Source organism: Microcystis sp. M165S2 (genome assembly GCF_020245885.1).
In the GTDB taxonomy this organism is placed as follows: domain Bacteria; phylum Cyanobacteriota; class Cyanobacteriia; order Cyanobacteriales; family Microcystaceae; genus Microcystis.
Window position 1 is genome coordinate 1 of sequence record NZ_JADBTZ010000081.1, and the last position, 19,210, is coordinate 19,210.

Annotated in this window: 22 protein-coding genes, 1 tRNA gene and 2 pseudogenes; 15 read left to right on the forward strand and 10 right to left on the reverse strand. The window is 45.1% G+C overall.

What is annotated here, in order from left to right; genetic code table 11:
- On the reverse strand, positions 1-356 hold a 356-nt coding region (locus IM479_RS04475), incomplete at its 3' end, for an RNA-guided endonuclease InsQ/TnpB family protein (RefSeq protein WP_287699264.1).
- 165 nt (positions 357-521) lie between these two features.
- Here IM479_RS04475 and IM479_RS04480 point away from each other — a divergent pair.
- A complete protein-coding gene (locus IM479_RS04480) occupies positions 522-695 on the forward strand; it encodes a hypothetical protein (RefSeq protein ID WP_167341553.1) in 174 nt (57 codons plus the stop codon).
- A 21-nt stretch (positions 696-716) separates the two neighbouring features.
- On the forward strand, positions 717-1,766 hold the full coding sequence (locus tag IM479_RS04485) for an AI-2E family transporter (protein WP_287686675.1): 1,050 nt from the start codon (positions 717-719) through the stop codon (positions 1,764-1,766).
- Between the two features lies 1 nt (position 1,767).
- Here the strand turns inward: IM479_RS04485 and IM479_RS04490 are convergent.
- Positions 1,768-1,840: transfer RNA gene (locus IM479_RS04490), tRNA-Gln, on the reverse strand.
- A 328-nt stretch (positions 1,841-2,168) separates the two neighbouring features.
- On the opposite strand from IM479_RS04490, the gene IM479_RS04495 reads away from it, so the two are divergent.
- On the forward strand, positions 2,169-2,354 hold the full coding sequence (locus IM479_RS04495; protein WP_287686673.1) for a hypothetical protein: 186 nt from the start codon (positions 2,169-2,171) through the stop codon (positions 2,352-2,354).
- Here IM479_RS04495 and ctpC read toward each other — a convergent pair.
- Positions 2,344-3,636 carry a carboxyl-terminal processing protease CtpC gene (ctpC, locus tag IM479_RS04500; RefSeq protein WP_286826507.1) on the reverse strand — a complete coding sequence of 431 codons (1,293 nt, stop codon included), beginning with the start codon at positions 3,634-3,636 and terminating at the stop codon, positions 2,344-2,346. The two genes, IM479_RS04495 and ctpC, sit on opposite strands and share 11 nt — an antisense overlap.
- Positions 3,637-3,881: 245 nt before the next feature.
- On the opposite strand from ctpC, the gene IM479_RS04505 reads away from it, so the two are divergent.
- The 3 genes from IM479_RS04505 (at position 3,882) to thiD (ending at position 6,953) form a co-directional block, all read left to right on the forward strand.
- Positions 3,882-4,703, forward strand: a complete 822-nt coding sequence (locus IM479_RS04505; RefSeq protein WP_286826508.1) for a cell division protein FtsQ/DivIB — start codon at positions 3,882-3,884, stop codon at positions 4,701-4,703.
- Positions 4,704-4,895: 192 nt separating this feature from the next.
- A complete protein-coding gene (ftsZ, locus tag IM479_RS04510; RefSeq protein ID WP_287686672.1) occupies positions 4,896-6,146 on the forward strand; it encodes a cell division protein FtsZ in 1,251 nt (416 codons plus the stop codon).
- Between the two features lie 6 nt (positions 6,147-6,152).
- A complete protein-coding gene (gene thiD / locus IM479_RS04515; RefSeq protein WP_287686671.1) occupies positions 6,153-6,953 on the forward strand; it encodes a bifunctional hydroxymethylpyrimidine kinase/phosphomethylpyrimidine kinase in 801 nt (266 codons plus the stop codon).
- A 211-nt stretch (positions 6,954-7,164) separates the two neighbouring features.
- Here the strand turns inward: thiD and IM479_RS22980 are convergent.
- Together IM479_RS22980 and IM479_RS04525 are read right to left on the reverse strand one after the other, a co-directional pair.
- Positions 7,165-7,281 (reverse strand): annotated as a pseudogene (locus tag IM479_RS22980) (transposase); the annotation flags it as partial.
- 120 nt (positions 7,282-7,401) lie between these two features.
- A pseudogene (locus tag IM479_RS04525) lies at positions 7,402-7,522 on the reverse strand (IS630-like element ISMae27 family transposase); the annotation flags it as partial.
- A gap of 237 nt (positions 7,523-7,759) precedes the next feature.
- On the opposite strand from IM479_RS04525, the gene IM479_RS04530 reads away from it, so the two are divergent.
- Both IM479_RS04530 and IM479_RS04535 read left to right on the forward strand, forming a co-directional pair.
- The gene (locus IM479_RS04530; RefSeq protein ID WP_287686670.1) at positions 7,760-8,683 is read left to right on the forward strand and encodes a hypothetical protein; all 924 of its coding nucleotides are present in this window, start codon (positions 7,760-7,762) and stop codon (positions 8,681-8,683) included.
- Positions 8,684-8,706: 23 nt separating this feature from the next.
- Positions 8,707-9,180 (forward strand): hypothetical protein, encoded by a 474-nt coding sequence (locus tag IM479_RS04535; protein WP_287686668.1) that lies wholly within the window; start codon positions 8,707-8,709, stop codon positions 9,178-9,180.
- A gap of 246 nt (positions 9,181-9,426) precedes the next feature.
- Here IM479_RS04535 and IM479_RS04540 read toward each other — a convergent pair whose 3' ends face one another.
- Positions 9,427-10,938, reverse strand: coding sequence for an ABC transporter permease subunit (locus IM479_RS04540; protein WP_287079737.1), 1,512 nt, complete (start codon positions 10,936-10,938; stop codon positions 9,427-9,429).
- Positions 10,939-11,136: 198 nt separating this feature from the next.
- Between IM479_RS04540 and IM479_RS04545 the strand changes: the two genes are divergently transcribed.
- From IM479_RS04545 to IM479_RS04565, 5 genes are all read left to right on the forward strand, one after another.
- Positions 11,137-11,892 (forward strand): amino acid ABC transporter ATP-binding protein, encoded by a 756-nt coding sequence (locus tag IM479_RS04545; protein ID WP_286824666.1) that lies wholly within the window; start codon positions 11,137-11,139, stop codon positions 11,890-11,892.
- A 357-nt stretch (positions 11,893-12,249) separates the two neighbouring features.
- The gene (locus IM479_RS04550) at positions 12,250-12,600 is read left to right on the forward strand and encodes a slr0373 family blue light stress response protein (protein ID WP_012265766.1); all 351 of its coding nucleotides are present in this window, start codon (positions 12,250-12,252) and stop codon (positions 12,598-12,600) included.
- A gap of 53 nt (positions 12,601-12,653) precedes the next feature.
- Positions 12,654-14,165, forward strand: coding sequence for a stress-responsive protein Ycf46 (gene ycf46, locus IM479_RS04555; protein ID WP_287686666.1), 1,512 nt, complete (start codon positions 12,654-12,656; stop codon positions 14,163-14,165).
- 134 nt (positions 14,166-14,299) lie between these two features.
- The gene (locus IM479_RS04560; protein ID WP_002731874.1) at positions 14,300-14,653 is read left to right on the forward strand and encodes a DUF1257 domain-containing protein; all 354 of its coding nucleotides are present in this window, start codon (positions 14,300-14,302) and stop codon (positions 14,651-14,653) included.
- 100 nt (positions 14,654-14,753) lie between these two features.
- Positions 14,754-15,395 carry a class I SAM-dependent methyltransferase gene (locus IM479_RS04565; RefSeq protein WP_286825408.1) on the forward strand — a complete coding sequence of 214 codons (642 nt, stop codon included), beginning with the start codon at positions 14,754-14,756 and terminating at the stop codon, positions 15,393-15,395.
- A gap of 25 nt (positions 15,396-15,420) precedes the next feature.
- On the opposite strand, the gene IM479_RS22525 is transcribed toward IM479_RS04565, so the two are convergent.
- The 4 genes from IM479_RS22525 to IM479_RS04580 all read right to left on the reverse strand — a co-directional run bounded on the left by IM479_RS22525 (position 15,421) and on the right by IM479_RS04580 (position 16,603).
- A complete protein-coding gene (locus tag IM479_RS22525) occupies positions 15,421-15,603 on the reverse strand; it encodes a DUF5615 family PIN-like protein (protein ID WP_323801819.1) in 183 nt (60 codons plus the stop codon).
- Positions 15,600-15,824 carry a DUF433 domain-containing protein gene (locus IM479_RS04570; protein ID WP_286825406.1) on the reverse strand — a complete coding sequence of 75 codons (225 nt, stop codon included), beginning with the start codon at positions 15,822-15,824 and terminating at the stop codon, positions 15,600-15,602. Before IM479_RS04570 ends, IM479_RS22525 begins: the two co-directional genes overlap by 4 nt.
- Before the next feature lie 279 nt (positions 15,825-16,103).
- Complete coding sequence (locus IM479_RS04575; RefSeq protein WP_046660479.1) at positions 16,104-16,379, reverse strand: ParE family toxin-like protein; 276 nt, start codon at positions 16,377-16,379, stop codon at positions 16,104-16,106.
- The gene (locus IM479_RS04580; RefSeq protein WP_287079744.1) at positions 16,376-16,603 is read right to left on the reverse strand and encodes a hypothetical protein; all 228 of its coding nucleotides are present in this window, start codon (positions 16,601-16,603) and stop codon (positions 16,376-16,378) included. The genes IM479_RS04575 and IM479_RS04580 overlap by 4 nt, the downstream gene beginning before the upstream one ends.
- Positions 16,604-17,276: 673 nt before the next feature.
- On the opposite strand from IM479_RS04580, the gene IM479_RS04585 reads away from it, so the two are divergent.
- Together IM479_RS04585 and IM479_RS04590 are read left to right on the forward strand one after the other, a co-directional pair.
- Positions 17,277-17,681: a hypothetical protein gene (locus IM479_RS04585; RefSeq protein ID WP_287686665.1), complete on the forward strand. Its 405-nt coding sequence runs from the start codon at positions 17,277-17,279 to the stop codon at positions 17,679-17,681.
- 162 nt (positions 17,682-17,843) lie between these two features.
- Positions 17,844-19,210, forward strand: a 1,367-nt coding sequence (locus IM479_RS04590; protein ID WP_287686663.1) for a tetratricopeptide repeat protein, incomplete at its 3' end; no start/stop codon positions are given.

Below are 19,210 nucleotides of genomic sequence, written 5' to 3' on the forward strand. Positions count from 1 at the left end.
AATTTAAAAGCTGACTTAGTAAATTCGGCACTTCCTCCCTGATGTTTTTTCTTAAAGTTGGGATACTTAGTACGACCAGCAAAGAAATTGGTAAAAGCTGTTTGTAGGTGTCTTAACCCTTGTTGCAAAGGTACACAGCTAACTTCGTTTAAAAAGTCTAATTCTTCTTGTTTTTTCCAATCGGTTAGCATTGAAGAAGTTTGAGCGTAGCCTACTCTTTCTTGCTTTTCGTACCATGCTTGTGTTCTGACATGGAGAGCTTTATTGTAAACTAATCTTACACAGCCCAAGGTGCGCCGCAATAGCGACTCTTGTTCGGGTGTGGGGTAAAATCGAAACGAATAGGCTTTTTCCATGGGGAGCATTTTAGCATATATTTGGTAAATGCGCTAGTATTTAACGGTAAAGCCGTCGTGAAACGACGGGGTTTCAGACCCAAATTTTCGATGATTTCCACATTTTGAGCAATTTTTAACCTCTTCAGGGATAAGATAGTGCTTGTGTCACCTAAACATTGATCTATGAGCGGCTTTATTATAAAAATAATCTTGATATCGGCTTTGATTTCCCTGGGAATTAAATATCTTGCCCCTTTATTATCGATCGCTCCCAGTCCTCTTAACACTTTAATTCTGGTTTTTACTCCTTTTCTGCTCACGGTTTTTGCCCTCTGGAGACGGACAATAACTGATTAAGAATTTTTCTCCTTACTCATCATGACTTTTGGCAGCAGCCTCGGTTTAGTTCTGTTAGTCTTTTGTCTGTTGATTCTCTGGCAGATTCGACAGATTCTCTTATTATTATTGATGGCGATTCTTCTGGCTCAGATTTTAAATTTGGCTGTGACTTGGTGGCAGCGTCATCACCTCAAGCGTTCCTACGCCCTAATTATCACTCTTTTTGGCTTCTTTATTGGTATTATCGGTATTTTTGTGGGGATTATACCCGCTTTAGTCCAACAATTTCGCCAATTATTTAGTTTATTACCCCAAGCTATAGAAAGACTCTGGGGACAAGTCCATAGTCTTGAGGATTATCTCGATCCTAGTCTGGCCAGTGTCTTACCGGACTTTAAAACACTGCTCGCTCAATTACAACCCCTGATTAACCAAATTGCTGGCCGGGGTTTAAGCATTTTTTACGGTACTTTCGGCATTATCCTCAGCTTACTGCTAATTGTTGCCCTGGGCTTGATGATTCTCGCCGATCCTGCCGCTTACCACCGTTGTTTTCTGCGTTTATTTCCTGCTTTCTACCGTTCTAGGGTACGATCGATCCTAGAAGAGTGCGATCGAGATTTAAAAACTTGGCTGAAAGGGATTTTCTGTCATATGTTGATTATGACCTTGGGCAGTTGCCTGGGTTTATCCCTGATCGGCATTCCCCTCGCTTTTTCCCAATCTATTCTCGCGGGATTTCTCACCTTTATCCCCAACCTCGGGCCAGTTTTAAGCACGATTTTACCCTTTTCTATCGCCCTTCTGGAAGCTCCCTGGCAACCCTGGGCGGTTTTACTACTCTACAGCAGTATTTATCTGTTAATTCAATATTTCGACCGTCATTCACCGCTGCCCATTTTAACAGTGCGGTCGCTCAAGCTCTTACCCGCTTTTACCCTGTTGACCCAGTTGTTTTTCGCCTCGATTTTTGGCTTTTTAGGGCTATTTCTGGCGGTTCCCCTGACGCTTATCGGTCGTATTTGGCTAAAGGAAGCTTTGATCGAGGATATTCTCAATCATTGGCAGACCGGGGATAAAAACTTTTAAACTGGGGATCTAGGATTCGAACCTAGGAAATGGCGGGACCAAAACCCGCTGCCTTACCGCTTGGCTAATCCCCATTGGACAGACCTTTTTAATACTAGCATTTATCTCCCCGGTTTTGTCAAGAAGTTTATAAAAATTTTTTACTTAGGGCTTGCTGAATAAATCTAAAAACTTTGTTGGATAAGGCTTTTAGACTTTTTTTCCCTCAAAAAGTGCCGAACCTGGGAGTGATCGGGGGTAAAATTCCGGGACTTTTTCCCTGAAAATTAGGTAACTGACTACCTCAAAATCGGTAAAACCCTACACCCTACACCCCACACCCCACACCCTGCCCCCACGAAAAACTTTTTGCCGCAGACCCTAAATACGTCTTAGCTTAGAGGGATTTAAGGAGAAAAATCTATGGATAATAGCGCACAAAACTGGTACATTGTCCAGGAAAATACCGGAATTTGTCAGATTATAGCCCTAGAAAACGGAAAAACCCCAGTCAGTGGTCAATACTGGGGTCCTTTTGCCGAGCGGGGAGAAGCGATCGCCCGTCGGGTGGGTTTAATTCGAGCGGGCAAATGTCAACCTATTGTTTAGCGGTATTGGTGGGCGTTTTTTTGCCTTCAGTGATTTCTTTTTCCAAGATTTCAAAAGCCTTCTTGAATTGAGGATCCTGGAAGGTTCCCACCCGATCCCGTTCCTGTTGAAGATTTTTGCGATCTTCCTCGCTCAGTTCCGACTCCACATCCGGATGAATACCATCTTTATTGATGTCGCGTCCTTTGGGGGTGAGATACTTGGCAATCGTCACCGCTAATCCCGAACCGTCACTGAGACTGCGTACCGATTGCACTAATCCCTTACCAAAGGTTTTCGTACCGACAATAGCCGCCCGATCATGATCCTGTAAAGCCCCGGAGAGAATTTCACTAGCACTGGCGGAACCCCCATCGACGAGGACAACCAGCGGTTTATTAGTCAAAGCTTGATTGTTGGCCCGTTGACGTTCCGTCACCCCTTTGCGATCGACCGTAGAGACGATTAAACCATCAGGTATCCACATCCGAGCGATTTCGATGCTGGCGTAGAGTAAACCGCCGGGGTTAGAACGCAGATCGAGAATATAACCTTTCACATCTTCGGTTTCCAATTCGCGAATCGCTTGACTCATATCGCCACTAGCTTGGGCGCTAAATTGATTAAGACGGATATAACCGATTTTACCGATCGGGGTGTTTTCCGTGTGGGCGCGCACCGGGTGAATTTCAATTTTGGCCCGGGTAAGAGTCAATTCTTTCTTCTCCTCACCCCGTTGAATCGTGATCTTAACGCTTGTCCCCACTTTGCCGCGGATCATGCTCACCGCTTGCTCCAGTTCCATGCCTTCGGTAGATTTACCATCGATAGAAATAATCACATCTTTAGGCAGCACACCAGCTTTAGAAGCGGGAGTATCTTCAATGGGTGAAACCACGACTAACTGCTTAGTTTTCTCATCTTTGGTCAGTTGAATCCCTACCCCGGTCAATTCTCCTGATGTATCGATCTTCATATTGTTAAACTCTTTGGGATCCATAAAACGGGTATAGGGATCATTGAGAGTTTTCAACATCTCGCGGATAGCGGTGTATGCTTCCTCTTGATTTTTGTAGGAACGATTTAAATACTGATTGCGGATGGCGTTCCAGTCCGATTGATTAAAAGTGCCATCTAAATAAGTGCGGTTGATGATCTGCCAAACCTCATCAACGGTTTCCTTGGGACTTTCCTGAAAAAAAGCTTGACTTTGAGAGAGACGGAATCCCGCCCCCGTGACGGCGACGGTAGACAGGACCACTGCTGTAGCACCGAGAACAAGTCCGCGTTTGTTGATAACCATAGGTAATTTTCGGATAAATTAGGCTGTTCTTGCCAGAACGCTCTTTCTGGCTGACCGTCGAAATATCTTGGCAAAAAGGAGCGTTTAGGTTTCCTGGAGACAGACAAAAGAACGCCTGTAGACTACTACTGTTATAACATTGATTATCTACTTCTTTGTCAAACTGGTTATTTGAGTAGCGATCGAGTTGCCAGCAGCCCACCTCGCGACCTAAGATAACAGCAAAACTGTCCCGGATTTTCCCTATGAGTGATCAAATCCTTTCTTCCCTCTCCCTGGAACAAAAACGACAAAACCTGCGCCACCAAAGGCGATCGAAGGTGTGGCAAGCCTTGGGTCGCTTTCTGGTGGTTAGTGGTTTAGCGACGGGATTAGCTTGGGGGATGACTTCGCCCTATTGGACAATTACCAAGGCCGGACAGGTGGAAATCGAAGGCACGGAATTAATGTCGCCCGAGTCGATTCGTGCTTGGCTAAAATTAAGCTATCCTCTGTCTCTCTGGGAATTACCTACCCATCAATTGCGAGAAAAATTAGCGGCTATTCCCGCTATTGCCGACGTTAAGATCGAGCGGCAATTATTACCCCCGAAAGTGATTGTTTCTATTCAAGAAAGAAAACCCGTTGCCCGTTGGCGTTCCCATCAACAGCAAGGCTTTTTAGATGCCTCGGGAACGATAATTCCTAAAAACTATTATGGTCGAACTCTGCCCAAAACCCAATTACCTAGCTTAGAAGTGCTTGGTTACGACCGACAATATCAACAACAGTGGCAAAAAATTTATCCCTTAGTTGATAACTTATCGATTAAAGTTACCGCCATCGATTGGCGCAACCCTAGTAATCTTGTACTAAAAACTGAACTGGGACAGGTCTATTTAGGTTTTTATAAAGATAGATTGCCCGAAAAATTAACCGCTCTCGTACAATCGCGGCAATTGTCATCCAAGATACCTCTAGCGCGAATTCTCTACATTGACCTGAGCAATCCCGATGCTCCCACTGTACAATTAAAACCGCAGCCAGCCCCTATCGTTGCCAAAGTAACGGCAACTGGTAGGGATTAACTGGAATTGATCAGCAAATAACCGCAATTATTCCCTTTGTGTATTGCCAAAAACCCCAAATTATGATTTTCTGAACCAGAAACTGATAATGTAGATACTGGAACAGACATAATATTAGTGATAGTGTTAACATTGCATCTCTAATTCATCAAATCAATAACAGAATCTTGTACTAAGAGTGTTCCAATTCCAATGACATCGATTAATGAAATCGTTCCCACCTATCCCAATCTGAACAGTAACGATTATGCCAGTTCAGCTATGAGCGAAGATAATCATTACTCTCAGAATAATGCTGGAGTATTATTTACTCGCCCCCATGAATCACAGATGACACCCCGAGAAGAAAGTCGTAGTAATCGCATCGTGCCAAGCAATGTCGCCAAGATCAAGGTGATCGGGGTCGGCGGTGGGGGCTGTAACGCCGTTAACCGCATGATCGCCAGTGGCGTGACCGGAATCGAATTTTGGGCAATTAACACCGATGCCCAGGCCCTGGCCCATTCCTCCGCCCCCCAGAGGTTACAAATCGGGACAAAATTAACCCGCGGCCTAGGGGCGGGCGGTAATCCGGCGATCGGACAGAAAGCGGCGGAAGAATCTCGGGATGAAATCGCCCAAGCATTGGAAGGAACCGATCTAGTCTTTATTACCGCCGGGATGGGCGGCGGCACGGGAACGGGGGCCGCTCCAATTGTGGCCGAAATTGCCAAGGAAATCGGCTGTTTGACCGTGGGAGTTGTGACTCGTCCCTTTACCTTCGAGGGTCGTCGTCGCACTAATCAGGCCGATGAAGGAGTGGGTGGTTTACAAAGTCGGGTCGATACCCTGATTATTATCCCCAATAACCAGTTATTACAGGTAATACCCGCCGACACTCCCCTACAGGAGGCTTTTCGCGTCGCTGATGATGTGCTGCGGCAAGGGGTACAGGGGATCTCGGATATTATCACTATCCCCGGTCTGGTGAATGTGGATTTCGCCGATGTGCGGGCAGTGATGGCCGATGCAGGTTCGGCCCTAATGGGCATCGGCATCGGTTCCGGAAAATCTCGGGCTAAGGAAGGAGCGATCGCTGCTATTTCCTCGCCGTTACTGGAATCCTCGATCGAAGGGGCGAAAGGTGTGGTCTTTAACATCACTGGTGGTCAAGATCTAACCCTACACGAAGTCAATGCCGCCGCCGAAATTATCTATGAAGTGGTGGATCCCAACGCTAATATCATCTTTGGGGCAGTCATTGACGAGAAAATGCAGGGAGAAGTCAGAATTACCGTCATTGCCACCGGTTTTTCCGGCGATTCCCCCTCTCGTCCCACCAGTAGCAAGGTGGTGATCAATGCCCCCGCACCCAGTCCAGCACCCACTCCCGAACCACCAAAACTCCCGGGATTAGATATACCCGAATTCTTGCAACAACGTCGTCGTCAGATTGATCGCTAACCTCCTATGACTGCCATTGCCCTCACCATCGCCGGTTCCGATAGTGGTGGCGGCGCGGGAATTCAAGCTGATTTGAAAACCTTCGCCTTCCACCGAGTTCACGGCACCAGCGCCCTTACCTGCGTTACCGCCCAAAATACCCTGGGGGTCGAGCGCGTCGAGTCCTTAAGTCCAGAAATGGTGACGGCCCAAATCGATGCCGTGGTCAGGGATATCGGTGTGTCAGCGGTCAAGACGGGAATGCTGTTTAGCAGCGAGATTATTGAAGCAGTGGCCGAGGCGATCGAGCGCTGGCGTTTGACCAGTTTAGTGGTGGATCCGGTTATGGTTTCGCGGGTGGGAGCCAAATTAATTGATGATCGGGCTGTAGATAGTCTTTTTGATAGTTTAATTCCTCTGGCTTCGATTATTACCCCTAATCGTTACGAAGCACAGCTTTTAAGTGGCATTGAGATCAATAATTTTGAGGCGATGAAAGCGGCCGCCGAAATTATTTTCCAGAAGTCGGCCACACCCGTATTAGTGAAAGGTGGCGGCATGAAAGGCCGGCTGCGTGGGGTTGATATCTACTTTGATGGGGAAGAATGGGAAACTTTTAAGACCAGAAGCGTCGAAACCAATAATACTCACGGGACTGGTTGTACTCTATCGGCAGCGATCGCCGCTAACCTCGCTTTGGGTGATGACCTGAAAATAGCGGTGAAAAAAGCCAAGGATTACGTTACTAACGCCCTCGATCATTCCCTCGCTATCGGTCGCGGAACCGGTCCAGTGGGCCATTTTTACCCCTTAAAAGCCCTAAATTAGTCAATTCAAGACCACTACGCCGCGTATTTCCCCCCAAGTACCCCAGAGTTGCACTGGTCGCCCCTCGGTTCCCCTCTCGGTCTATCGAGAATTAGTCAAAGAATTGCAGGCCACTCAGATTTTACAATTTTCTCTCAGCACCTCTGAACGTCTTACAACCTTGATGAATTTGTCTAATTTCTTCTTTCATTTCTTAGGCTATTCCCAAGCGGGGTAATCCTTTTTCATGTACCCCCATTAACTTTCTTAATTCAATAAGCTCTCCATGGATAATATCCATTACATGAAAACGGTCATAGACGATTTTAGCTTTGGGAAATAATTCCTTTGTTTGATAATTTACCACTGTTACATTTGGTAAATCGAGGATTTGCTCAAAATTTATCCACATAACCCACCTCCTGTTCTGTATTACCATTATACCATCCTCATACAGAAGCTAGAAGAGCCTAATTTTTAGTATATATAAGGATTGTACTTTAGCAATTTAAAGAGGTTACTTGTTGCTTTAGTAAGGATTTTAAGTCTTCTACTGACTCAGCAATATTAAGATTGGGGACTCCACTCATTGCCTTTTTACTGCATAAATTGTCCGGTTACTGAGTATAACATACTTTTTAAAAAATGGTATTACCCCTTAAATATTTCTACTTATGACCTAAGAGAGATGCTCCCGTATTTTCTTAAATGTATGGTAGGAGTGTCTGGGAGCAAGTCACTTTTGCGAGTGCATAAATCTGACACTCGTGGGACAAGTCACTGAGCACCTAAGACAAGATTGTTGACTTCAAACAAAGGGAAAAAAGATGTTAAAAATTACTGCGGATCTATATTCTGGACGAGCGAATCCGGAGTGGATTATCAGCGATGAACAGGAAATTCGCGCTACCCTGCGGGAAATCGCTAATAATGCTAGTGTCATCGCTAAATCGGCACCAGCCAACGCTGGTCTAGGATTACGGGGATTTTTAGTAGAACCCCTCAACGATGAGGTAGGCCGCAATTACAATCTGCCAGAGAGTATTTATTTAGCGGCTGGACAGTATGCTATCAGTTCTAAAGCTAATGCTATTGCGGAAAGACTGGTCGGTTTAATCAATAGTGCCGAAATAACCACCAGAATGACCCCTGAAGAAGAAGCTCTATCTTTAGATGCAGATCTACAGGGGTTTTTGCAGGAACAATTATATGTAGGTGAGCGCTTGACGCTCCTCGATACGGAAGGATTAGAATTATCCCCCGAAGCTGTCGAAATCCCCCTCGAAACCCCCAAGGCCGCCTGCCAATACGAATTGGGAGCTTATAATCCCAATTTCTGGAACAACAACGCAACTATCCTGCGGAACAATAACTGCTACAATTACGCCAGTAACAAACGCACCGATACCTTTGCCCAACCCGGACGCGGTTGTGGTAATATCTACCGCTCGCTCACCTGTGCGGAAGTGACCCGAGCTTCCCTGTGTGATGGCTTACACGTGCGTTATAATTGTTTCCCCGCCTCCGAAGCCCCTCGCTATCTGGTCGCCCTAGTTATAGCTCCAGGACGAGATTTCCACTGGTATCGACTGAATAAAGAGGGTTTCTGGAGTCATAAACCTGGTTCCACGCCGGTCAGAAATGTTGATAATAGTAACCGGGTGATTACAAATCCCGAAACCTGTAATCGCGGAATTTATACGCAATTTTGTGGCTATTTCTATACTTGTAAGAGCCAAAAAATTCGTTAAACGTTTCAACTCAGGTCAGTTAGATGGCTAAGGTAGAACCCGAGGGAAGGAGGGGAAAGGTGGCAGCAATTATGGTGATCGCCATCTCCCTCTTTTGCCTGCTCGGCCTAATAGTTTACACTCAGACAGTGGAGGCCATTGTGCAAGTAGAACTCGATATATTTAGTGGTCGTCCCAATCCCCATTGGACTCTTAACGAGCGCGATAGTCAGGAACTACTCCAACGACTGCAGCGTTTGTCCCCTACCAACGCCGGTGAACCTAGTGGCAATTTGGGTTATCGAGGGGTGATCCTCAGTAATCCCGAAGGTGCGATCGCTGGATTCGAGTGGATCGTTTGTTCGGATGGATTAGTGGTCGGATACAAGGGAGACTCATCCCAGAAGTTTATCGATGCCAATCGTAACTTGGAACGTTGGTTAGTACAAACTGGTAAGACAACTTTGGGGCCGGATATACTGCGCTCGCTGCCTCAAGAGTTCGGTGGTGATTTCTAGGCATATTTTTAGCTTTTCAAGAGTTGGTTGCCAGTATTTGATAAAAACTAGGACTTGTGCGCTACATTCTGGTAAATTCCCCCGCTATCTCTAACCCCGTGTGCAACTATAAAACTTCTTTCTTTCTACCCTAACTGTCCTTTGCCCGATTTGCTATAGTTTAATGCTTGAAATATCGATCATCGTCAAAAAAATCGGGTATCAAAGCTAATTCATACCCGAAAACTTTTCATCTCGATCGCTATCTTAGGCTTTCTGTTCCTGTTTAGATTTATGTAGGGGATCCATATAAATCTCTAAGCGCTTAAATACCACAGAGGAAAGGGTAGTTAAAACCAAATAAACTACAGCAACAGCGATATAAATCTCGAAAGCTTTATAGGTAGTGGCTACCATTAATTGACCTTGCCGGAATAATTCTTCAAAACCGATTACTGCCGCTAAACTGGTATCTTTAATTAGGGTGATAAATTCATTCCCCAACGGTGGCAACATCCGGCGAAAAGCTTGGGGAAAAATCACCTCGCGCATGGTTTGCATCGGGGACATTCCTAAACTAGAACAAGCTTCCCATTGACCATTATCGATCGATTGAATACCGCCGCGCATAATTTCAGCTAAATAGGCCGCCACATTTAAACTTAGGGCAAATAGGGCCGCCGGTAAACGATCTAAGTCGATATTTAAGCCAATTTCTCGGAACAACCCGGGCAAACCAAAATAGATCAAGAATAATTGCACCAGCATGGGTGTTCCCCGAAAGAAATCCACATAGATGCGGCAAATTATTTTTAACCATTTGTAGGGAGAAATCAGGGCAATAGCCACTAAAGTTCCGCCGATTAACCCGAACAGAAAAGACAGAACCGTTAACAAAATTGTCCAAGGAACCCCTTTAAAAATCAGGTTATAGAATAATTCTCCCCAGTTAAAACTCGATTCCTGGAAATTCTTTAAAGCTGGGGCAACTAAAGGTAATTCTGGCGGTTTTTCTCCAAACCATTGCCGAAAAATAGCATCGTACTGACCACTTTCTATGACTCGACCTAGAGCATCATTAATTAATTGGAGATAGGGGGAATTTTTGGGTAAAGCAATGCCATAGAATTCTTCCGTTAATAATTCTCCGACCACTTTTACTCCCCGTAAACCCGCTTGTTTAATTGCATACAAAGTCACGGGTTTATCGTTAACTACCGCCTCGACTCGACCATTAATTAATTCCTGCAAAGCTAAAGCCGCCGAGTCAAATTGACTAACTGTTGCTCCCGGTATTTTTGTCGCTTCTAAGGCTCCCGTAGTGCCAATTTGAACGGCAATTCTTTTGCCTTTTAAGTCTTCAAAATTTTTAATCGTCCGATTATCTTCCCGAACAGCGATCGCTAAACCAGCCCTAAAATAAGGTCGAGAAAAAGAAATCGCTTGGGCGCGTTCGGAGGTGATGGTCATGCCACTAATAGCGGCTTCCACTGTTCTCGCTTGTAGAGCCGGAATAATGCCATCAAAGGGTAAATTTCTAAAGTCAATGTTGAGATCGGCTTCCTTGCCAATCGCCCGCATTAAATCGATATCAAACCCGGTTAATTGTCCCCCTTGTTGAAATTCAAAGGGCGGAAAAGTCGCTTCTGTGGCGACTCGAAAAGGATTAGGAGGAGTCTGAGAAAAAGCGGGAATAACACTTAATCCGATCGCCAAGACTAATCCTAACAAGGCAAAGATCCCTCTCTGCACCGCCCGCCCTCGCCAAAATTTAATCATTTTTTAAGTTTTACTCCTTGATTTTTTTGCTCAATTAAGCTAGAAACTCTGACCTACTTCTCACTTAAGGCAGATGTAGAGAGACTATTTGAGTATTATGATTATTACCTTTGATAAAATGTCGTCAAGGATACAATCTGGCAGAAACTAATCTCGATACCTTTATACAGAATGTAAAATTTTTTACGAGAGGATATCATGACCACTACTACCCCTGTGATTGTCAGTGAAGGTTTACGCAAAAGTTACGGCCCTTTAGAGGTACTTAAAGGAGTTACAGGCACTCTTTATCAAGGGGATGTGGTATCGGTAATCGGTCCCTCTGGCTGCGGCAAAAGTACCTTTTTACGCTGTCTCAATCGTTTGGAAACAATTAACGGCGGCCGCTTGGAGGTGATGGGAATTGACATCTCTTCCCCGAAGTTAAATCAATCGGTTCTCCGCAAGTTACGCAGCCGGGTAAGCATGGTGTTTCAACACTTTAATCTTTTTCCCCATCTCACCGTTTTACAAAACTTGATGTTGGCCCCCAAGCAAGTGTTACACCACTCGGAAAATGAGGCTAAAGATACGGCAATTCATTATCTGGAAAAGGTGGGATTGGCCCCAAAAGCCGATGTTTATCCTGACCAGTTATCGGGAGGACAAAAACAACGGGTGGCGATCGCTCGCAGTCTCTGCATGAAACCAGAGGTGATTTTATTTGATGAACCCACTTCGGCCCTGGATCCGGAATTGGTCGGGGAAGTGTTAAACGTTATGCGTCAATTGGCCGATGAGGGTATGACTATGGTGGTCGTCACCCACGAAATGCAGTTCGCTAAGGAAGTCTCTAACAAGGTTTTGTTCTTCAATCAAGGTGTCATCGAAGAAGCAGCTGATCCCGACACCTTCTTTAATCATCCCCACAGCGAGCGCCTACAAGCTTTTTTAAGTCGCATCAATAGTAATTAGGGTTTACTGAATTCAGGAGACAGGAGGCAGGTTTTGGGGTTTTAGGGTTTTAGGGTTTTAGGGTTTTAGGGTTTTGGAGTTTTAGGGTTTTGGGGTTTTGGGGTTTTAGGGTTTTAGTTCAATTTCCCCACTTCCCTATCACCCCACTTTTCCATCCCCCCACTTCCCCATCACCCCACCACCCCACTTCCCCCCGCAACGCGCACGCAGTGACCACCCCACTTCCCCACACCCCACTTCTCCACCAATTGTAAAGAAATGTTACAATTATGCCGTTATGACAGCTTACCATCTTGACAGGAGGGAAAGACAGTGGTTATAGTAAGGACACATACCCGGGTAAACCAATTTAGTGATATGCAAGACAAGCAAAAAGTCACACTGTACCTTCCCCCTGGAGTCCATCGTCAACTAAAAATAAGAGCTGCGATCGATGAAGAATCGATGTCAGGGCTGGTGGAAAAAGCGATCGCTTTCTACCTAAAATACCCCGAAAAGGTAGAAGAAATCGAAGCCGCCGCCTATGGCAAAACCTATCAGGTTCATGTCTGTCCCGAGTGTGATGCCGCCTTAGTGATGAAAGAAGATCGGCTAAGGTCAATCAAACGCCAGCCCGGAATAGTCGGCGACGAGTTCCCGCTCGAAGTTCCCGAACCCGTTGGTGCTCAAGGAACCGCAGAGGGAGAAGCAGCCTTAGTTCCCTGCTAAACTCTCGGTAGCCGCCCAAGGTCTAAACCGTTACCACAAATAGGGTCGATGTTATGAAAGAAGAGCTAGAAATTCTCGTCAAGGCTCAGTATCCCCTGATTTACCTCGTCACCTCCGAGGAGGAAAGGGCGGAAGAAGCCATCAGCAAAATAGCCCAACTAAATACACAACATCGACGGGTGTTTGTCTGGACTGTCACCCACGGCATGATCGAACAGGGTCAACCGCGCCAAACCAATCAACATAATACCGTGTCGCCAGAAGCGGCGATCGAATGGGTAGTGCGTCAACGGGAAGCGGGCATCTACATTTTCAAAGACCTGCATCCGTTCATCACTTCCGCCCCGGTGACTCGCTGGTTAAGAGATGCGATCGCCAGCTTTAAAGGAACTGAGAAAATCATTGTTTTAATGTCTCCCCTGCAAGAAGTCCCCATAGAACTAGAGAAAGACGTAGTAGTTCTAGATTTTCCCCTGCCGGACATGGGGGAATTAGACGAAGTTCTTTCCCAACACCTGAGCAAAAATCAAAATCGTCGTACCACCACGGAAGTCCGGGAAAAACTCCTGAAAGCGGCCTTGGGCTTAACCAAAGATGAAGCCGAAAAAGTTTACCGCAAAGCCCATGTAAAAGCGAACAAATTGACGGAAGACGAGGTAGAAATCGTCCTTTCCGAGAAAAAACAACTGATTCGCCGCAACGGAATTTTAGAATACGTTGAAGAGGACGAGACCATCAACGCCGTCGGGGGTCTGGAAGAATTAAAAAAATGGTTAAAACAGCGCTCAAACGCCTTTACAGAAAGAGCCAGAGGTTACGGACTCCCCCAACCGAAAGGGATGCTAATTTTAGGAGTACCGGGCTGTGGTAAGTCCTTAATCGCTAAAACCACCTCGCGCCTCTGGGGTTTACCGCTCCTGCGCTTAGATATGGGACGGGTTTATGATGGTTCCATGGTGGGACGGTCTGAGGCTAACCTGCGTAATGCCTTAAAAACTGCCGAATCCATCTCTCCGGCCATTCTTTTCATCGATGAATTAGATAAAGCTTTTGCCGGTGGCACAGGATCCGCCGATTCCGATGGGGGAACCTCTAGCCGCATCTTCGGCTCCTTCCTGACTTGGATGCAGGAAAAAACCTCGCCCGTCTTCGTCATGGCCACAGCTAACCGGATTGAACGGCTACCGGGGGAATTCCTCCGCAAAGGGCGCTTCGATGAAATCTTCTTTGTGGATTTGCCCAATTCCGAAGAAAGACAAGATATCTTTAATATTCACCTGACTAAACGACGCTCCGACATTTCTCGCTTCGATTTGGAGCAGTTAGCCAAGGTATCCGATGGGTTTTCCGGTGCGGAAATAGAACAGGCGCTGATTGCCGCCATGTATGAGGCCTTCGCCCAAGATCGCGAATTCACGCAATTGGACATTATTGCGGCGATTAAGGCGACTCTGCCCCTATCTCGCACCATGACCGAACAGGTGACTGCCCTGCGTGATTGGGCCAGACAACGCGCCCGACCTGCTTCGGCCTCCGTCGCTGAGTACCAGCGATTGGAGTTCTAACAGACTTTCGCCCGCTCCCAACGGGATGAAAGGCTAGTTCTCAGGGACTAGCAATGCCTCGCAAAGCCGCTTGGCGGCACTCTTTAACTCTCAATCTGTTGTTGTTGATTCTTATCTACAAAGAGGAAATTCCAATGTCTCATTTTAGCACTCTCCGGACCAAAATCACCGATGCCGAAATCCTCAAAGCTTCTCTCCGCGACCTCGGCATTAGCGTGAAAACCGAAGCCGATGTTCGTGGTTACAACGGTCAACGGGTTCGCTCTGACATCGTTGCTGTTCTCGATGGCGAATATGATCTCGGTTGGTCTCGCAATACCGACGGCAGTTTCGATTTAATCGCTGACCTCTGGGGTGTAGCCAAAAAACACAATCAAACCGAATTGATCAACTCGATCAACCAAAAATACGCTGTGAACAAAACCCTATCCGAAGTGAAACAGCGCGGTCTGCAAAACGCTAACGTTAAGCTAGTCGTTCAAAGCTAATATTTACAGCGCGTTCCCAAGCCTAGGGGTTGACCAGTTCGGTTAACCCTTTTTTCTGTCTGTGGGGTATGTTAAGAATAGTAAAATTAACTTGACAAAAATGCTCCGACCCCAAGAAAGAACTAAACTCGATCCGACTCAAGACAGCGATTTTTATGCTTTTCCCCGCTTTGTCACCCACGTGGATCAGGGTTTTATCGATCAATTAACCGCTCTCTACCGAGAGATATTATCGCCGAATACGCGCCTTTTAGACCTGATGAGTAGCTGGGTGTCCCATTTACCGGAGGAGATGGAATTTGAGCATATCGAAGGTCACGGGATGAATGGGGAGGAGTTAGCCAAAAATCCCCGCTTGCATAGTTATTTTATCCAAGACCTCAATGCACAGCCAAAATTGCCCCTAGAGGATAGTTCTTTTGATGCGGTGTTAATCACGGTGTCGGTGCAGTATTTGCAGTATCCAGAGGCGATTTTTGCGGAACTGTATCGCATTTTAAGGCCCCATGGTCTGGTGGTGGTTAGTTTTTCCAATCGAATGTTTTATCAAAAAGCGATCGCTGCTTGGCGCGATAATAGTGATTTAGGCCGGGTGGCGTTAGTGAAATCCTATTTTCAATCGGTGGCGGGATTTAGGGAAGTACAGGCGATCGTTCGTCCTGCTACTACCCCCAGTTTCCTGCAAATGTTAGGAATTATGGTTGCTGATCCCTTCTATGCAGTGATAGGAAAACGCAGTTAAAATTCAGTACAAGATTACTGCCGTATTAACCCCCACTAATCTCCACTAATTTTTCACCAGACCTCAACAGATCTAACGCATCAAGTAAAGTCAAGCTGAGAATTTCACGCAACCGAGCATTCGATGTATTTCCACAAGTTAACCAATTGATTTGTGGGGGTGCTTGCCAACGTTCAACTAAATCTACGAAATCGCTATCCTTGGTCAAGCAATTAAAACAGGGTGATTGAGTTTACATGAAGCGTAGGTAAGCGATGCTTTTAAGTCATCCATTTCTAGATCTGGTAGTTCTTCCAAAATTTGTTCAGCACTCAGCCCTGCTGCAAATAGATCTAAAACATCAGACACGCGAATTCTCATGCCACGAATACAGGGGCGACCACCACACTGTTTGGGATTTACTGTGATTCGTTCAAGTAATTTTGACATTTGATCTAACCTCCACAATTAAGTGTTTATCGAAAAGATTCCAGCCACAATTCCCAAAATAATTAGGGTTTGCGGCAAAAAGTTTTTCGGTGGGGGCAGGGTGTGGGGTGTGGGGTGTGGGGTGTGGGGTTTTACCGGTTTTGAGGTAGTCAGTTACCTAATTTTCAGGGAAAAAGTACCTGAATTTTCCCCCCGATCACTCCCATATCCAGTACTTTTTGATTGACAAAAGGTCTAAAAGTCTTACCCAACAAGGTTTTTAGATTTATTCAGCCAGCCCTAATTCTTACCTAGAATCTTGTCATACTCGGAGTGGGAGCCAACCCAGAACCAAACTATTTTTTCTTCGTCTGACTTCTTAATTCCTAATGCTCGCCATCCAATGCCGACTCTGACTGACCAGATTTTTTCTCTTGGTTTCACCTCTTTGAACTCTAGGCTGGGGTGAAATGGATTTTCTTTCCAAATCTCGTAATTTTTCTTGGCTGTTTCTTGTACCCTTTGCGGCAAACTTAGAAAAAGTTGACGAAACCTCTTGGTTCTGGCTGACTTCATTCTTCCCCAAAGCCTTTATCTTCTGTTCTCCCCTCTTGTTCTTCTATCAGAGCTTCCTGTGCCATTGTTATTAAAGCTCCCAATTCCAGATCCTCGTTGGAAAGGCTTTTCTGCCATTTTAATTCACTTTCAATATCTTGCAGCAATTGTTGAGCAAGTTCATCTTGAAGATGCTCTGGCAGTTTCTGGATTTCTGTGAATGCTTTTTGCAATAGAGTAGTCATGTTTTGTTCATGTTTTACGGGTATTGAACTATTTTACTACTTTTTCTACTTTTGCCATCTAACGGTTTAACTCACCCGCCGTCAGTAGCTTTGGATGATATGATTAGTCTAGCATAGGGTCGGGTGTCGTGATTTGTTAGACACTTCTTACTTTTTGAAGCTGTACATTGCCTCCTTCAAAGACTTGAACGATCAGTTGATAACCCTCCATCAACGACATACCAATAAGGGGTTCTGAATCTGCTTCATCGATTGGAATTGTTAGAAAAACTCCATCCCAGACTATCGATGCTTAGTAAATATTAAAAACGCATTCGCTACCATCACCAAGAATAGCACGTCCTCGTCTTTTCCATTTCAGATTTAGCTGATTGATCAGGTTTGGTGGTAGTGAAAGCCAACCATTAAAACCTGTATCGATTTTCAAGATCAATCGCCACAACTTTGCCGTCATTCCCTGCTTCAACTTGAGATTTTATCTGGTTTTCATTATCTAAATTGCTGGTTAAGACTAGAGAGGAAGTTTGAGCATTTGTAGTAATATTTCTAATATGCAGTTTAGATGCAGTACAGATGAGAACCTAGCCACGAGACAATTGGGATAGGAGAACCAATTTTACCCTAAAAAAAATAGTTGTGCTAGAATGGCGAAAAATTCTCACAATTGATGATTATGTTAGCAGAATTAGCCGCCGCCGAAATCGCTAAAATCGCCTTTGAAGCTGTTATCGGTAAATTAACGGAAGGAGCAATGGATAAAGGTGTAGAATTGTGGCAAAAAATTAAGCAAAAGTTACAAAAGGAACCCACCGCAGCCAAGGTTTTAGCGGCAGCAGAACAAACCAAATCCGAGGTAATGATTGAACAACAAGTGGTTCCTTTTTTACAGGTAGAAATGCTCAAAGACCCCAATTTTGCCCAAGAAATCCAAACCCTAGCACAACAAATTATTACAATTAATCAGAATCAAACAGAAACGAAAACTCAAATTGGTACGCAAATTAACAAAGATATTAAACAACAATTGAACATTCAAGAAGTTAAGGGTGATTTAAATCTAGGAATCCCTCCTGAATGACTGGCGGATCTGCACGCAAAAGCAGACGCAATAGAAAATAATCGCAGTAGTCAAAGGGGTATTTTCAAGGGAGGAGATGCTCGAAAAAGGCTCGTCCATTGGCAGGGAAGAGAGGAGGAAATCACCCAAATTAAGCAGTGGTTTAATAATAAAAATGTTGCGATGATTGGCATCAAAGGAGTTGGAGGAATTGGAAAATCTACCCTAGCTAGTAAAATTTTTGAGGAGAAAATTACCCTCGCTCCTTCCCTAGAGGACGATGAAGATTTATTCCCAAAACGCTTTTGGTGGGAAGCGGGAAATCCGGGCGAATTTAGTGGTTTAGCTCGCCAAGTCCTGAGGGAATTTGGTTATCCCGTCCCCGAACAAGAGACACAATTACAGGAAGCTTTAATCAGGCAATTGCAACGGCATCACCACCTAATTATTATCGATAATCTAGAGAGTTTATTAGGGGAAGATGGTTCTTGGAATAATGAATTTTATCAGCAGTTTTTCACCGCTTGGATAGAAAAAGGGGACACCAGCAAAATTATAGTCACCACCAGAGAAAAGCCAAAAACTAGGGGTTTTAACCATTGGATTGAGCTAAAAGGTTTGAAACCACCTGAAGGGGCGCAATTGTTAGCAGAATCGCAAATAACAGGGGATATAGAGAACTTTTCTCGACGGGTGGATGGGCATCCATTACTATTGCGATTGGTGGCGGATTTGCTCTTAGCAGAATTTCCGCAAAACCCCAGTTTAGAAAGGTTAGCGGATTTGGGATTAGGAAATTTATCACAACTTTTGAGCGATCCGCAGGTGATGGGTAGCCATCGTCAAGAGACAGTGAGAATTGCTTTAGTTTTGGATGCTAGTTTTCAGCGACTTAGCCAAAGACAGCAGGAATTATTCACTAAAACCAGCATTTATCGTCGAGAATTTGATTCTCCGGCAGCCAAAGCGGTGATGGATAATTACCCGGAGAGCGCACTGTCCGAGATCACGGCAAATTTACGAGAATTGCAGCGACGATCATTATTAGAAGAAAAAGAGGAAAATCGCCAGCGAATTTTTAGTTTTCAGCCTTTAGTTTGGGAATATGCACAATACAAAGCCGGCGATCAAAGGGAATTACACCAAAAAGCGATCGCCTATTATCTTTCTATTGCTAAACCCGACTCGTGGGAAACCCTCAACGATGTGCAACCTTACCTAGAAATTTTCTATCATCGCTATCAGTTAACCGACTACGACAATGCTTTTGATATTCTCCGTCCTATCGAGGATTTTCTTACCCGGGGAGGCTATTATCAGATCTTAGCCGATTATTACCTGCAATTAGTCACTGTTTACCAACAACAGGAAGATCAAACCCACTGGAAATATACCGCATCCCTCACCAGTTTAGCCAATGTTTACTATTCCCTAGGAGAATACCAAAAAGCGATCGAATTTCATCAACAGTCCTTAGCAATCTTTCGGGAAATCGGTGATCGGGGGGGTGAAGGGAAATCCTACAATAATTTAGCCAATGTTTACTATTC